Raw genomic sequence first — 14,348 nt, forward strand, 5'->3', positions numbered from 1 at the left:
GGTGGCCGCGCCCGACGGCGCGGCCACCCGGTTACCCGCCCGCGAGGCGCACGTCATCCCACAAACCACGCATGGGAGTTCATCGTGTCATTCGTTCCACGGCGGAGACATCCGTCGCCATCCGCCACGCCCGCCCTGCTGGCCCTCCTGCTGGCAGCCGGTGCACTGGCACCACTCGCTCCCACCGCGGCAGCCGCCGCCCCCGCCCCGCGCACCGACGTCACCGTCGCCGCCACCGAGCAGGCCGCCGTCGCAGCGGCGAAAGCCTCCCGCCACCGCGTGGAGATCCTGGACCACCGCACCGAATCGGCCCAGGTCTTCGCCAACCCCGACGGCCACCTGACCGCCGAGTTCGCGCCGACCGCCGTCCGCGTCAAGCAGGACAACGACACCTGGGCGCCGGTCGACACCACGCTCGCCGCCCGCGCCGACGGCACCGTCGCCCCCAAGGCGGCCGCCGCCGACCTGGCGTTCTCCGGCGGCGGCACCGGCCCGCTGGCCCGGATGACCAAGGACGGCAAGCAGTTCGCGCTCAGCTGGCCGTCCGCGCTGCCCAAGCCGTCCCTGGACGGTGACGCGGCGACCTACACGAACGTGCTGCCCGGCACGGACCTCGTCCTGCGCGCGACACCCACCGGGTTCAGCCACCTGCTGGTCGTCAAGAACGCCACCGCCGCCAAGAACCCGGCGCTGCGCAAGATCAGCTTCGGGCTCGACGGCGGCAAGGGCCTGACCACAACTGCGGACGCCTCCGGCGCGCTGACCGCGAAGGACGCCTCCGGCAAAGCCGTGTTCGTCTCGGCGCGCCCGGCCATGTGGGACACGCCGTCGGCGGGCAAGGACGCTTCCCACGTGCCCGCCGACAGCGCCAAGCAGGCGGCGATCGGCGTCAAGGTCTCCGGTACCGCGATGGACGTCATACCCGACCCCGCGATGCTCAACGACCCGCACGCCCGCTTCCCGCTCGTCATCGACCCGACCTTCCTCGAACGCCCCATGTGGGACTGGAACCTGTTCGAGAGCGAGCACACCACCACCAACTACTGGGGCGTGCAGGGAACCAACATCAAGGTCGGCAATGATGGCGCGCGCGAGTGGCGAGGCATCTTCCGCTTCTGGATCGACCCCGTCTTCGGCGCGGACATCCGCAGCGCGCGGCTCAAGGTCGCCGTCAACTCCGCGTCCAGCTGCGACGCGTCGACCGCGATGAACCTGCACATCAGCTCGCAGTACCCGCAGAACGCCACCTGGTCGAACTCCGGCTGGGGCCCCTGGATGTCCTCCGCGTTCGGCTGCGGTGACAGCAACGGGCTGTACTTCCCCTCCAACGACACCTTCCGCGGGAAGGTGCAGGAGGCGGCCACCAACCGCTGGGGCAACGGCATCACCTTCGGGATCAACACGGCCACGGCAGGCGTCTACAAGCTGCTCACGCCCGGCGACACCCGGCTGGTGATCGAGTACAACCATACGCCGAGCGCCCCCGCGGGCCTCGGCATGGTCCCGGCCAAGCCCTGCGCGACCGGCGCCGAGCGGACGTACCTCACCAGCACCTCGCCGCAGTTCTCGGCGAAGCTGTCCGACCCCAACGGCGACACCGTCGGCGGCCGGCTGGAGATCGTCCGCAAGAACGACGGCCAGGTCGTGTACTCCGACCCGCCGGCCGGCCAGAACCCGGCCCTGTCGGTGGCCAGCGGCGGCAGCCAGACCTGGGCTCCGGTGCAGGACGGCAAGCTCTCGGCCGGGGTCGTCTACACCTACCGGGCGACCACCTGGGACGGCCTGGCCTGGTCCGGCACCACCGCCCCCGGCTGCGAGTTCGAGATCGACCTGGGCGCCGCGAGCACCCCGCTGGTCAGCTCGCCGTGCGAGCCGTCCGTGTGCGGGGAGTTCGGCCCGCCCCTCGGCACGGCCCGGCCGGTCACCTTCAGCCCGGCCCCCGGTGACACCGGCATCGTCACGTACCGGTACGGCACCCGGCAGGGCGCGCTGACCATGACGGTGGCGGCCGGTCCGGACGGCACCGCGACCGTCCCCGTCACGCAGTGGACGAGCGACCCGACCTGGCTGTACGTCAAGGCCGTCAACCGGGCCGGACAGGAGAGCACCGGCACCGCGTCCTTCGACGTCCAGGCCGCCCACAACGCCAGCACCCCGGCCGGGCGGCGCGGCGACACCAACGGTGACGGCCTCGCCGACACCACGGCGGTCTTCTCCGACGGCGCCACGCAGAACTCCGTCTACACCTGGCACGCGAGCGCCTCGGGCAGCTACGCGCCCGTCGGCACCGAGATCAACAACGGGTATGCCACCTCTGCCGTCCAGACCGTGCGCGGCGACTTCGACGGCGACAAGCGCACCGACGTCGCCATGATCCGCCAGGAGGCCGGGGGCCGGATCACCGCGTGGATCTACCGTGCGGACGGCACCACGTACCAGCCGCCGACCGCCGCCGCGCTCGACTCGGCCGGCGCCGTCGGCTGGTACATGAGCAACATCAAGTCCGTGGCGGGAGACTTCGACGGCGACGGCAAAGCCGACCTCGGCCTGTTCTACGGCTACGCCAACTGCCAGACCAAACTGTGGGTGTTCTACTCCTCCGGCACCGGTTTCACGAACTTCTCTGCCCCGCCCGCCTGGGACAGCGGCGCCGGCGGCTTCTGCTGGGACCGGGTCAAGCCCGTGGTAGGCGACTTCGACAACTCCGCCACCGACAAGCGGCAGGAGGTCGCCGGGTTCTACCGCTGGGACACCAACTGCGACTGGAGCGTGGACACCTTCCGTCAGCCCGGTGCCGTACGCGGCACCTTTGCGAAGGCGACCTCGGGGCAGAAGGACACCGGGTGCTCGGACTGGAACCGGCTCAAGCCCGTCGCCGGTGACTTCAACGGCGACGGGCGCGACGACATCGGCCACCTCTACGACGCGGGCACCAACTCCACCAGGCTCTACACGCTCACCAGCACGGGGAACGTCGCCGGTGACGCCTTCGGCGCGGAGGTGCAGCGGTCGACGGAGGCGCTGAACTGGAACAACCTCGAACCGTCCGCGGCCGACACCGACAACACCGGCCCCGACGAGGTCATCCTGGTCGACCGGACTTCGGCGTCCCGCACCCATCTGTGGACGATGCGCACCACCGACGGCGCCGCCTTCACGCGCACCCTGCGCTGGGACGGCCGGGTGACCGCCGGGCTCGGCGTCAGCGGCAAGGGCGCCTCGCTCAGCGGGGACTCGCGGGCCGAGATCGTACGGGTGAAGTCCGACGGTTCGCTGTGGGGCGCGCCCAACATCGATGGTCTGCACGGCGCGTGGGGCTCGCAGCGGTACTCGGCCGGTACGTCCACCGACCCGGCGCGGGCGTTCTTCACCGACCTCGACGGGGACGGCAAGAAGGAGTTCGTCTACCTCAAGCCGGACGGCGTGCTGCGCGGCTACCCCAACGTCGATGGGCTCAACGACGTGTACGGCACCGGCCGCAAGGTCGGCGAGAACTTCCCGGACCCTGCCCGGCTGCGCTTCGCCGACCTGGACGGGGACGGCCGCGACGACCTGATCCGCATCGACGCGGACGGCACGATCCAGGCCTGGCCCAACGTCCGGGGCATCGACAACGTGTGGGGCACGCAGCGCACGGTGGCCTCGGGATGGACGGATCCCGCGCGGGTACGGTTCGCCGACCTCAACGGGGACGGGCGTGACGATCTGGTGAGCATCGACGCCAACGGCCAGTTGCGCGCGTGGGCCAACGTGGACGGCATCAACTTCAGGTGGGCCGACCCCGTGGTCATCGGCTCCGGCTGGACGGACCCCGCGCGCACGTTCTTCACCGACCTGGACGGAGACCGTCTTGAGGAGGTCATCAGCGCCAACGGCAACGGCGAGATGTGGGCCTGGCCCAACGGGAACGTTCTGGGAGCGGGCGGCGGCTGGGGGACCTCCCGGGTCGTCTCGACGGGATGGACCGATGCGTCCCGCCTGAAGTTCGCCTGACGATGACGCTCCGTCAATGAGATGAGCACCCGGCTCTCGCCTACGACATGTCGAAAGCCGGGGTTCATCGGGCCACGGGAAATCGCCCGCACCACGATTGACCGGATCAAGGCCGCCCCGTAAACCCCAACGCCGAGATCGTCCCGCTTCTCAGGGTGGATGATTTCGGCGTGCCGGCGCTGCTTTGACGACTGGGCCTAGGTCCAAAGGCGCATGGCGCGGCGGGCGGCCGGTCGGAAGAGTGGTAGCCATGGAACCTCTCGACCCCGTCCGCACCGACGCCTACCTGCGCCGCCTGGGAGCGGCGCGCCCCGCCCGGCCCACGGCCGCCTCCCTGCGCGAGCTGCACCTACGCCACCTGCGCACCGTGCCGTTCGAGAACCTGTCGATCCACCTCGGCGAGGACCTCGTGCTCACCCGGGACGCCGTCCTTGCCAAGATCGTGACCGCCGGGCGCGGCGGCATCTGCTACGAACTGAACGCGGGATTCGCCGAATTGCTGGGCGCCCTCGGCCACCGGGTGGAACTCCTCCAAGCCCGGGTGTACGGCAAGGACGGTGCGCTGGGCGTCCCGTACGACCACCTGGCGCTGCGCGTCGACGGGCGCTGGCTCGCGGACGTGGGTTTCGGCGACCACAGCGCACACCCGCTCGACCTGGACGAGCCGGGTGAGCAGAAGGATCCGGGCGGGGTGTTCCTCGTCCGGTCGGCCCGGGACGACGCGCACGGCACCGGCGACGAGGAGGGCGGTGGCGGCGGCGACCTCGATGTGCTGCACGACGGCGTGCCGGCGTACCGGCTGGAGACTCGCCCCCGCGCGCTCGCCGACTTCCTGACCGGCGCATGGTGGCACCGCACCAGCCCGGAGTCCGGCTTCACCAAGGGCCCGGTCTGCTCCCGGCTCACCGAGGACGGCGGCCGGATCACGCTGCGGGACCACACCCTCATCACCACCTCGGCGGACGGCGACCGCACGGAGGAGGAGCTGGCAACCGACGAAGAGGTACGGGCTGCCTACCGCGCCGAGTTCGGCATCGTGCTGGACCGGCTGCCCGTGCCGCTCCACCCTCGGCCCTGAGCCGATCGGCCGCGCAGGCCTGCTCGGGCGACCCGTTCGACGCGGGTTGCCCGAGTGACCGGGCGGGGCCGCCTGATGAAACGCGGCGAGGGCCGTGGCCGCGGTCTGGTCCGGAACGGCGAGTAACCCCTTTGAGGCATCGACGTCGGTTCACCCCCTGCGACCGCACGACGCAGCAGGGGCCGGCAGGGGCCGTCCTCCCGACAACATGCGGACCCACACCGGCTAATAGGCAAGAGAGTTCCCCCTGTTATGGTGCGCCGATGTCATCGATCAAGCAGTTCCAAGTCACCGTTGACTGCGCAGAACCTGAGCGCGTCGCGCGTTTCTGGTGCGAGGTGCTGGGGTACGTCGTATCGCCGGTGCCGAAGGGGTTTGACACGTGGGACGACTACCATCGCTCGCTGCCGCCCGACCATCAGGTGCAGTGGTTCTCCTGCATTGATCCCTCAGGTGTGGGCCCGCGGCTGCTCTTCCAGCGCGTTCCCGAAGTCAAGGTCGTCAAGAATCGGGTGCACCTCTGCGTGCTGGCCGGCACCGGGCTCGTGGGTGAGGAGCGCCTCGCCACGCTCCAGGCCGAGTGCGCACGACTGGTCACGCTCGGCGCCGTACACGTGCGAACGATGCTTGCCGATGACACCAACGAGTCGTGCATCGTGATGCAGGACATCGAGGGCAACGAGTTCTGTCTCGACTGAGCACCCTCCGAGCCGGCAGGTGGGGAGCCGTCTTCCTTGGGCCTCTCCTGAATGTGGTCTCGTGTCGGGCGGGAGTTATCCCGTGAGGGCAAGTTGTGCAGTCGGGCGGTGCCGAGCATCGCGGTGTGAATGCCGTCGCCCTTCAGACGGCAGTCGCGAAGGATCATCCAGGTCTCCATCCGCGCGAAGACGTGCTCGACGCGGGCGCGGACCCGCTTGTGGGACCGGTTGTGCTCCTCTTTCCAGGCCAGGAGTTCGGCCTGGCCGCTCTTGCGGCGGTGCGGGATCACGAGTCCGGTGCCCTGGTAGCCGCCGTCGGCGATGGTGAGCGTCTTTCCGACGGCGGCCTTGGCACCGGATTCCTCCCCACCGCGGGGGTCGTGCCGGTTGCCTGGCAGGGGCTGGCCCTTGCGGACCGCTGCGCGGGCTCAGCCCGGTGAACTGGGCTATCCAGGACCGCTCCGACGCCGTGATCACACCAGCCACACCGTGATCGTTTCACTCTGGGCGAGGCTGCGTCGCCTACGACGTGGTGGAGTCGGCAGGCTGCGTCAGAAGTGGAATACACCCAGGTCGCGCACGGTGTCGGCCAGGGCGCGGATGAGGTCGTTTTCGGCTTCGGTCCGCCAGACCAGAGCGAAGGTCAGGGTGGCCATCTCGGGGACGGGGAGGAATCGGATGTTCGACATGCCCCAGTATCTGGTGACATGGCTGGGGAAGGTGTGGATGATGTCGCCCATGCCGACGTGGCTGATCAGCTCATCGGAGTTGTCCGAGGCCGCGGACGTGAGGCGCTCGATCGAACGGCCGCGTGGGGTGTAGAAGGGCAGGTAACTGTCCTCCCAGTAGTCCGGCAGGCCGAAGGCAGTGGCGTGTGGGAACTCGGCGAGCAGCTCCACCGGTACGGAGTCCCGTGCCGCGAACCGGTGGTCGGCGGCCACGGCAAGGACTCGCGGGTCGGTGCACAAGGTCGGCCCGACGGTGAAGTCCGGCTCCTCCACCGGCAGCCAGACGATCATGACGTCCATGGCGCCGCTGCGGAGCTGGCCGAACGGATCGGTGAAGGTTGCCTGGCGGATCTTGAGGCCCCATTGCGGGTGGCGCGCGCGGAACGCCTTCCAGTAGGGGTGGAGATCGGCAACGTTGAAGGGCATCAGGCTGACGCGGAGCTGTGCGGTGATGCCGCGGGCCGCCAGCTGGGCTCGCTCCAGGGATTCGTGCAGGCCCGCGTAGACCGGTTGCAGGTCGTCGCGGAACTGCCGGCCGACCTCCGTCAGGCGAACCGTGCGGCTGGTGCGGGCGAACAGCTCGGCCCCGATGCGCCGCTCCTGCTTCTTGATGGCCTGGCTGACGCGTGCCTGGGAGACGTGCAGCCGCTGTGCGGCCCGGCCGAAATGCAGCTCCTCCGCCAGTACGAGGAAGATCTCGATGTCCCGCAGCTCCACCGGCCCCCGCCCCCCGTGTCGATAACCCAGCGGTTATCGAACCGCGTTGAAGTATGGCTTGATCATATGCGCGGATCGCAAGATCGTTTAAGGCATGCATGCACGCATGAAGAACCGTGAAGAACGCCGCATCCGTCCGGCCCGATGAGCGACGCCATCGACCTGACCGTGATGTACGCGATGCATGGCGCCCTGCGCCGGGAACTGGCCCAGCTCGACCGGGTCACCACCGCCGCGGACGGTGACCCCGTGCGCGTACTGGCCACCGCTGCCGGATGGACACTGTTCAAGCAGGCCCTCCGCGCGCACCACGCTGCCGAGGACGGCGCGCTGTGGCCGTCACTGCGGCAGAATCTGGCCGGCAGCCCGAAGGACCTGGCGCTGCTGGAGGTGATGGAGGCCGAGCACGCCGCCATTGCTCCGGTGATCCAGGCCATCGACGAGCTGCTGACCGAGCCCGGAGCCGACCCGCTGCGGCTGGGCCAGCTCACCGACGCGCTGACCCGCGGCCTGGCCGGACACCTCAAGCACGAGGAGGACACGGCCTTCCCGCTGATGCGGCGGACGCTGACCGCCGAGCAGTGGGCCCATTTCACCCAGGTCCACGCCCAGCACATCGGCAAGGACGCACCACTTCTGCTGCCGTGGCTCCTGGACGGCGCCGACAAGCCGACCATGACGAGGCTCCTCGCCCAGCTGCCCGCGCACGCGTACGCCGCCTGCACCGCCCGATGGATCCCGGCCTACACCGCTCTCGACCGCTGGAGTCCAGGCACCACGGTCTGACACACCTTCACCACCCGCCGCCCTCTCGGTCCATCGCCCGGCCGAATCCGCCCCTCGACCTCTCCCACGAAAGCCATCACAGTGTCCCCATCTGCACACGTCACTCCGCTCCAACGCGTCTCGGATACCGAGGCCGCCGCGTGGCACCAGGTCGTCGCCGCCTCGACGGCCCACGACCTGCCGGGAGTACCGGCCCCCGACCCCGGACATATCCACGCCCAGCTCACCCAGCCCGCCCTCGGCAGCCGCCGGCTGACCTGGCTCGCCACCGCGGCGGACGGCGCCCCCGTCGGAGTTGCCGGTCTGCGGCTGTTCACCTCAACGGGCCAGCAGCACCTGGCCGAACTGGAACTCCACGTCGATCCCGCACACCGGCGCCTGGGAACCGGCTCCCTCCTCCTGTCGGCGGTCGTGGCGGCCTGCCGCGCCGAGGGCCGGCGCAGCCTCGTCGCGACAGCCGCGGCCGACGGCCCGGGCGAGGCGTTCAGCGAGCGCCACGGCTTCCGCCGGGCGCTCACCCTGGATCACCTCATGCTGCGCTTCGACGAGCTGGACGTGGCCGAATTGCTGGGGATCGCCGATGCCGAGCACCCCGGCTACCGTCTGACCGGCTGGACCAGCACAGTTCCCGACGAACTCGCCGACGCGTTCGCCACGGCCAAGAACGCGATGAACGACATGCCCACCGGCGACCTGGACTACGGCAGCGTGGCGTGGGACGCCGAACGCGTGCGCGCCATGGGCAAGGTGGTCGGCGACCGCGGTGACGTACTGCTGACGACCGCCGCGCTCTGCAAGGGGGAGATGGCCGGATACACCGAGATCGTCATCCGGGCCGGGGAGACCCGCCGGGCACTGCAGTACGACACCGTCGTCGTGCCCAGCCACCGCGGCCACGGGCTCGGGCTGTGGGTCAAGGCAGAGATGGTGCGCAGGCTCCGCGCCGAGCACCCCGGAATCGTGGAGATCGAGACCGACAACGCCCGGGACAACACCCACATGCTCGCCGTGAACCGGCAGTTGGGCTTCCGCTTCCACCGCAGCACCCACGAATACCAACTCGACCTGCCCATTACCTGACCACCCATCAAGGAGACCACCCGATGCAGAAGTTCGAGACCCCCGGCGCGATCGCGGCCGTTGTGGAGATACCTGCCGGACGCATAAGCCTCCTCGCTGCCGACCGCGCCGAGACCACCGTCGAGGTACGTCCCGCGGACGCCGGCAAGGGCCGCGATGTGAAGGCCGCGGAGCAGACCACGGTCGAATTCGGCGACGGCGTACTGCGCGTCATCGCGCCGGAGGCGAGGAACCAGGTGCTGAGCAGCCGCGGATCCGTCGAGGTGACGCTTCAACTCCCCACCGGCTCCCGCGTCGAAACCACCTCCGCCGCCGCAGAGGTGCGCACCGAGGGCCGGCTCGGCGACGTGACCGTCCACGGCGCCCATCGACGCATCGAGATCGCCGACGTAGAAGGCCTGCGCCTCACCTCCGTCGACGGCGATGTCCACGTCGGCCGGCTGGGCGGACCCGCGGAGATCTCCACCACGCGGGGCGGCATCACCATCGGCGAGGCGGTGCGCGGCACGGTGGTGCTCCGCACCCAGCACGGCGACATCTCGATCGCCGCCGCCCCCGGCGCCTCCGCCACGCTGGACGCCGACCCCCGGCACGGCCGCGTCAGCAACGCCCTGAAGAACAACGGCTCCCCCGTGCTGGAGATCAGAGCCACCAGCGGCAACGGCGACATCTCCGCCCGCAGCCTCTGACCCCCCTCATCCGTCACCTCCTCCTCCCCCTCCTCGCCCGACACGTCCACCCGACCAGGGAGCGCCCCACCATGTCCCAGTTCACCGCTGCAGGGCAGCGCAAGATCCGCGACGTACTGGCCCGCCACGTCGATTCCGGCAAGATCCCGGGCGTCGTCGCCCTGTACAGCAAGGACGACGAGACGCACGTCGAGACGCTGGGCGCGATGGAGCATGACGGCGGTGCGCCGATGCGCAGGGACACCATCTTCCGGATGGCGTCCACCTCCAAGCCGGTCTCGATAGCGGCGGCGATGGTGCTGCTGGACGAGTGTCGGCTGCGGCTGGACGACCCGGTGGACCGATGGCTGCCGGAGCTGGCCGACCGTCAGGTGCTGAAGGCGTTCGACGGCCCGATCGACGACACGGTCCCGGCGCACCGTCCGATCACCGTCCGGGACGTGCTGACCTCCACCTTCGGCCTCGGTATGGACATGACCTCCATCGGTACGCCGATCATGAACGAGGTCTTCGCACAGGGGCTGACGCCCAACCTGCCCACGCCGATGCCCGAGCAGGACGAGTGGCTGCGCCGCCTGGGCGCCCTGCCGCTGATGCACCAGCCCGGAGACCACTGGCAGTACCAGCTCGCCAGCGACCTGGCCGGCGTACTGGTCTCCCGGGTGACCGGCAAGACCTTCGAGGAGGCGCTGCGCGAACACGTCTTCGGCCCGCTGGGGATGGAGGACACCGGCTTCCACGTCCCGGACGACAAGATCGACCGGCTGCCGGTCCTCTACGCGCCCGACCCGGAGTCCGGCGAGTTCCACGTATGGGACGAGTCCAAGGGCGGCCGTTGGAACATCCCTCCGGCGTTCCATGGCGGTGGCGGTGGTCTGGTCTCCACCGCGGACGACTACCACGCCTACTTCAAGATGCTGCTGAACGGCGGCAAGCACGGCGGCGAGCGCGTTCTGTCCAGGCAGGCGGTGGAGCTGATGACCACCAACCGCCTCACCCCCGCGCAGAACGCCGCCCGCACCGAGCTGGCCACCAACAACGTCCACATCTCCTTCGGCCAGGGCCAGCACGGCGGTTGGGGTTTGGGGATGGCGGTGCGGACGGACCTACCGCGGCGACTACGCTCCCGTCGGCCAGTTCGGCTGGGACGGCGGCGCCGGCACCTCCACCTACGCCGACCCCGTGAACAACGTCGTCGGTATCCTCCTCACCCAGGTCGGCACATCGGTCCCCGACTCGGTCCACCTGATGCACGACTTCTGGACCACTCTGTACCAGGCGATCGAGGACTGATCGCCAGCAAGTCCGTTCCCTCAGCACATGCGGATGGGGCAGTGGTCGCACTGCACCCATGCCGCGCCCGGAGCGGGCCGGGGCCCACGTCGCGATGGGCTGCTACGCCCTCGTCTCCGTACCCGGAACCGAAGGCACCCGCGAACCAACCCTGGGCCCGCTGATCCCGCTGATCAGCACCGCCCGACACGAACCCGCCCCAACGGGCGCGAGGCGGGCAAGACCGGGAAGACCCGGATCCTGCCGCACCGACGCCGGCCGATGCCGGCACTTACAGAAACGAGAAACACGACATGCGTGTGCTGTTGATGGCGTACGGATCGCGCGGCGACATCGCGCCGCTGGCGGGACTGGCGGCGCAGTTGCGGAAGCTCGGCGCGGAGGTACGCGTGTGCGCACCGCCGGACGAGGAGTTCGCCGAACTTCTGGCCGGTGTCGGCGCGGAACTGGTGCCCTTCGGGCGGGACGTGCGCGCGCTGCGGACGGGAGCGCCGCCGTCGGACGCGGCCGCGTTCGCGGCCGAGCTGGTCGCCGCGCACTTCGACACGGTCGGCAAGGCGGCCGAGGACTGTGACGTGCTGGTGGCGAGCGGTCTGATGCCGGCCGGCGCCCGCTCGGTGGCCGAGAAGCTGGGCATCCGCTACGTGTACGCGGGCTTCCACCCGTTCGAGATGCCCTCCCCGCACTACCCGCCGCCGCCGCGGCCCGGCCCGCCGGCCCCGCCCGACATGACCGACCGCCGGGCCCTGTGGGACCTGGACACCCAGAAGGTCGACGCCCTCTACCTCCAGCCCCTCAACGCCCACCGCGCCGCGATCGGCCTCGCCCCCGTGGACGACGTCCGCGCGCACGTCTTCACCGAACGGCCGTGGCTGGCGGTGGACCCGGTCCTGGGCCCGTGGCAGGAACTGCCGGACCTCGACGTCGTGCAGACCGGTGCGTGGATTCTGCCCGACGAACGCCCGCTGCCCGCCGACCTGGAGGCGTTCCTGGACGCCGGCACCCCGCCGGTGTACGTCGGCTTCGGCAGCATGCCCATGACCGCAGCCACCGACGTCGCCCGGACAACCGTCGAGGCGGCCCGCGCGCAGGGCCGCCGCGTGCTCGTCTCCCGCGGCTGGGCCGACCTGGGTCTGGCCGACGATGCGGGCGACTGCTTCGCCGTCGGCGACGTCAACCACCAGGCGCTGTTCCGCCGGGTCGCCGCCGTCGTGCACCACGGCGGCGCGGGCACCACGACCACCGCCGCCCTGGCCGGTGCACCCCAGGTGGTGGTCCCCCAGTTCGTGGACCAGCCGCACTGGGCCGCCCGCGTGGCCGAACTCGGCATCGGAGCGGCCCACGACGGCCCGACCCCGACCTTCGAGTCCCTGTCGGCCGCCCTCAGGACGGCCCTGGCCCCCGAAACGGCAGCACGGGCGAAGGCCGTCGCCGGTACGATCCGCACCGACGGGACCACGGTGGCCGCGAAGCTGCTCCTCGACACGGAGCACGCCGCGCCGATGAGCCGCGAACAGATTTCCAAGATCGCCCATGCCGACCACCCGATCAAGTCCCCGCTCGACGACGACTCGGTCAGCCGGCTGCTCGAACGCGGCCTGCCGCGAGGCGACGAGCGAGTCCTCGACCTCGGATGCGGCACGGCGGAATGGCTGCTGCGCGCCTTCGCCACGCGCCCGCACCTGCACGCCGAAGGCGTCGACGTCTCCGAAGTCGCCCTGACGCAGGCCCGCCAGGCAGCGAGCAGACTCGGAGTCGACGAGCGCCTGGTCCTCCACCAGCAGGAGGCCGCGGACTTCGTCTCTCCACAGCCGTTCGACCTGGTGATCAGCGTCGGCGCCACTCATGCCTTCGGTGGTCTCCTGCCCACGCTCGCGGCAGCCCGCGAGCACCTGGCTCCCGGCGGCCGCGTCCTGATCGGCGAGTCGTTCTGGGACCGCGACCCGTCACCGGCGGCCGTCGAGATGTTCGGTGACCTCGACGACCTGGCGACCACGGTGGACCGCGTCGTCGCCGACGGCTGGACCCCGGTCCACGGCCACGTCAGCACCCGGGCTGAGCTGGACGCCTACGAGTGGGCCTGCTGGGGCTCGCTGGCCGCATGGGCTCTGGACCACCCCGCGGATCCGGCCGCCGCGCAGGTGCTGGAAACGGCCAACGCCCAGCGTTCGCAGTGGCTGCACGGGTACCGGGACAGCTTCGGCTTCGTCTGCATGGTGCTGCGTCGGACCTCGGAGTGATCGCGTAGGCCGCCGGCAAGCCCACGCACCCAAGACGTCCCCCGCACCCGGGGCCCCGCCATGGCCGCAGCCCCCGCGGCGGCCGGAAAGTGAAGAAACAGATGCAACCGACGTTCGTACTCCTGCACGGAGCATTCGCGAACTCCTTCTCCTTCGCGCCCCTTCAGGCCGAACTCGGCCTCCTCGGGCACCGCTCTGTCGCCGTCGACCTGCCCGGCCACGGGTTCCAGGCGACCTTCACCCACGCCTATCAGGCGCCGCAGGACCCCGCCGGTCTCGCGAGCGCGCCCGGCTCGATCAAGGGCGTCACGCTCGCCGACAACGTCGCGCACCTGATCGGCATCCTCGAACGGGCCAAGCGGAACGGCCCCGTGATCCTCGTCGCCCACAGCCGCGGCGGTGCCACGGTCACGGCCGCGGCCAACGCGCGCCCGGACCTGATCGACCGCCTCGTCTACGTCTCGGCCTGGGCCCCGGTCGACCTCGACGTCAACGACTACTACGCCGAGCCGGAGATGGCCACGGTCGACCCCGCGGCCTTCGCCGCGGCGCTGGCCGGGAACCCCGCCGACCTCGGCCTGCTCCGCGTCAACTTCCGTACTGCGGACCCGGACGCGATCGCCGCGTTCAAGCTGGCCTTCTTCGCCGACGGCACCGACGAGCAGTTCCTCACCTTTCTCAACACCTTCCAGCCCGACGAGAACCTGGATGTCGGCGGCTCCGCCGACCGGGCGCAGGCCGCGACCTGGGGCCGCATCCCCAAGACCTACATCCGCCTGGCCGACGACGCGAGCCTGCCGCTCGTCCTGCAGGACCGCCTGATCCGCGAGGGCAACGAGTTGACGCCTGACAACCCGTACGACGTCCGCACACTGGAGGGCAGCCACCTGAAGTGGCTGGTCGACCCCGCGCCGGCGGCCCGCATCCTGGGCGAACTTGCCACGCTCCCCGCCCCGTCCGCCCAGGGCGGGATCGGAACGGGGTGAACGGTTCGGCGGCGGTGGGAGAAGGAACGAGGGTGTCCATGTGGGTGCACCCACCACCGC

At 70.5% G+C, this 14,348-nt stretch carries 9 protein-coding genes and 3 pseudogenes; 10 read left to right on the plus strand and 2 right to left on the minus strand.

The window, feature by feature from the left end:
• The first annotated feature begins 84 nt into the window (after positions 1 to 84).
• The 3 genes from ACZ45T_RS31755 to ACZ45T_RS31765 all read left to right on the plus strand — a co-directional run bounded on the left by ACZ45T_RS31755 (position 85) and on the right by ACZ45T_RS31765 (position 5,769).
• Positions 85 to 3,993, plus strand: a complete 3,909-nt coding sequence (locus ACZ45T_RS31755; protein WP_468447414.1) for an FG-GAP repeat domain-containing protein — start codon at positions 85 to 87, stop codon at positions 3,991 to 3,993.
• Positions 3,994 to 4,243: 250 nt separating this feature from the next.
• Entirely contained in the window at positions 4,244 to 5,071 is an 828-nt protein-coding gene (locus tag ACZ45T_RS31760) for an arylamine N-acetyltransferase family protein (protein WP_468447416.1), read from the plus strand.
• Between the two features lie 263 nt (positions 5,072 to 5,334).
• Positions 5,335 to 5,769, plus strand: a complete 435-nt coding sequence (locus ACZ45T_RS31765; protein ID WP_468447418.1) for a VOC family protein — start codon at positions 5,335 to 5,337, stop codon at positions 5,767 to 5,769.
• 89 nt (positions 5,770 to 5,858) lie between these two features.
• Here the strand turns inward: ACZ45T_RS31765 and ACZ45T_RS31770 are convergent.
• Together ACZ45T_RS31770 and ACZ45T_RS31775 are read right to left on the minus strand one after the other, a co-directional pair.
• A pseudogene (locus ACZ45T_RS31770) lies at positions 5,859 to 6,179 on the minus strand (transposase); the annotation flags it as partial.
• Positions 6,180 to 6,320: 141 nt separating this feature from the next.
• Positions 6,321 to 7,214, minus strand: a complete 894-nt coding sequence (locus tag ACZ45T_RS31775; protein ID WP_468447420.1) for a LysR family transcriptional regulator — start codon at positions 7,212 to 7,214, stop codon at positions 6,321 to 6,323.
• Between the two features lie 144 nt (positions 7,215 to 7,358).
• Between ACZ45T_RS31775 and ACZ45T_RS31780 the strand changes: the two genes are divergently transcribed.
• From ACZ45T_RS31780 to ACZ45T_RS31810, 7 genes and pseudogenes are all read left to right on the plus strand, one after another.
• A complete protein-coding gene (locus tag ACZ45T_RS31780; protein ID WP_468447422.1) occupies positions 7,359 to 8,000 on the plus strand; it encodes a hemerythrin domain-containing protein in 642 nt (213 codons plus the stop codon).
• An 81-nt stretch (positions 8,001 to 8,081) separates the two neighbouring features.
• Entirely contained in the window at positions 8,082 to 9,080 is a 999-nt protein-coding gene (locus tag ACZ45T_RS31785) for a GNAT family N-acetyltransferase (protein ID WP_468447424.1), read from the plus strand.
• 23 nt (positions 9,081 to 9,103) lie between these two features.
• The gene (locus ACZ45T_RS31790; RefSeq protein WP_468447426.1) at positions 9,104 to 9,769 is read left to right on the plus strand and encodes a DUF4097 family beta strand repeat-containing protein; all 666 of its coding nucleotides are present in this window, start codon (positions 9,104 to 9,106) and stop codon (positions 9,767 to 9,769) included.
• Positions 9,770 to 9,840: 71 nt separating this feature from the next.
• Positions 9,841 to 11,062: pseudogene (locus ACZ45T_RS31795) on the plus strand (serine hydrolase domain-containing protein).
• Positions 11,063 to 11,355: 293 nt separating this feature from the next.
• Positions 11,356 to 12,546, plus strand: a pseudogene (locus ACZ45T_RS31800) (glycosyltransferase); the annotation flags it as partial.
• 18 nt (positions 12,547 to 12,564) lie between these two features.
• Positions 12,565 to 13,302 (plus strand): SAM-dependent methyltransferase, encoded by a 738-nt coding sequence (locus ACZ45T_RS31805; protein ID WP_468447501.1) that lies wholly within the window; start codon positions 12,565 to 12,567, stop codon positions 13,300 to 13,302.
• A 101-nt stretch (positions 13,303 to 13,403) separates the two neighbouring features.
• Positions 13,404 to 14,288, plus strand: a complete 885-nt coding sequence (locus ACZ45T_RS31810; RefSeq protein WP_468447428.1) for an alpha/beta fold hydrolase — start codon at positions 13,404 to 13,406, stop codon at positions 14,286 to 14,288.
• Positions 14,289 to 14,348 lie beyond the last annotated feature (60 nt).

This window comes from Streptomyces sp. NPDC030995 (assembly GCF_055571215.1).

Coding starts and splice junctions, on each gene's coding strand:
- ACZ45T_RS31760 (WP_468447416.1), top strand. CDS start 4,244: ATGGAACCTCTCGACCCCGTCCGCACCGACGCCTACCTGCGCCGCCTG.
- ACZ45T_RS31765 (WP_468447418.1), top strand. CDS start 5,335: ATGTCATCGATCAAGCAGTTCCAAGTCACCGTTGACTGCGCAGAACCT.
- ACZ45T_RS31780 (WP_468447422.1), top strand. CDS start 7,359: ATGAGCGACGCCATCGACCTGACCGTGATGTACGCGATGCATGGCGCC.
- ACZ45T_RS31790 (WP_468447426.1), top strand. CDS start 9,104: ATGCAGAAGTTCGAGACCCCCGGCGCGATCGCGGCCGTTGTGGAGATA.
- ACZ45T_RS31805 (WP_468447501.1), top strand. CDS start 12,565: ATGAGCCGCGAACAGATTTCCAAGATCGCCCATGCCGACCACCCGATC.
- ACZ45T_RS31810 (WP_468447428.1), top strand. CDS start 13,404: ATGCAACCGACGTTCGTACTCCTGCACGGAGCATTCGCGAACTCCTTC.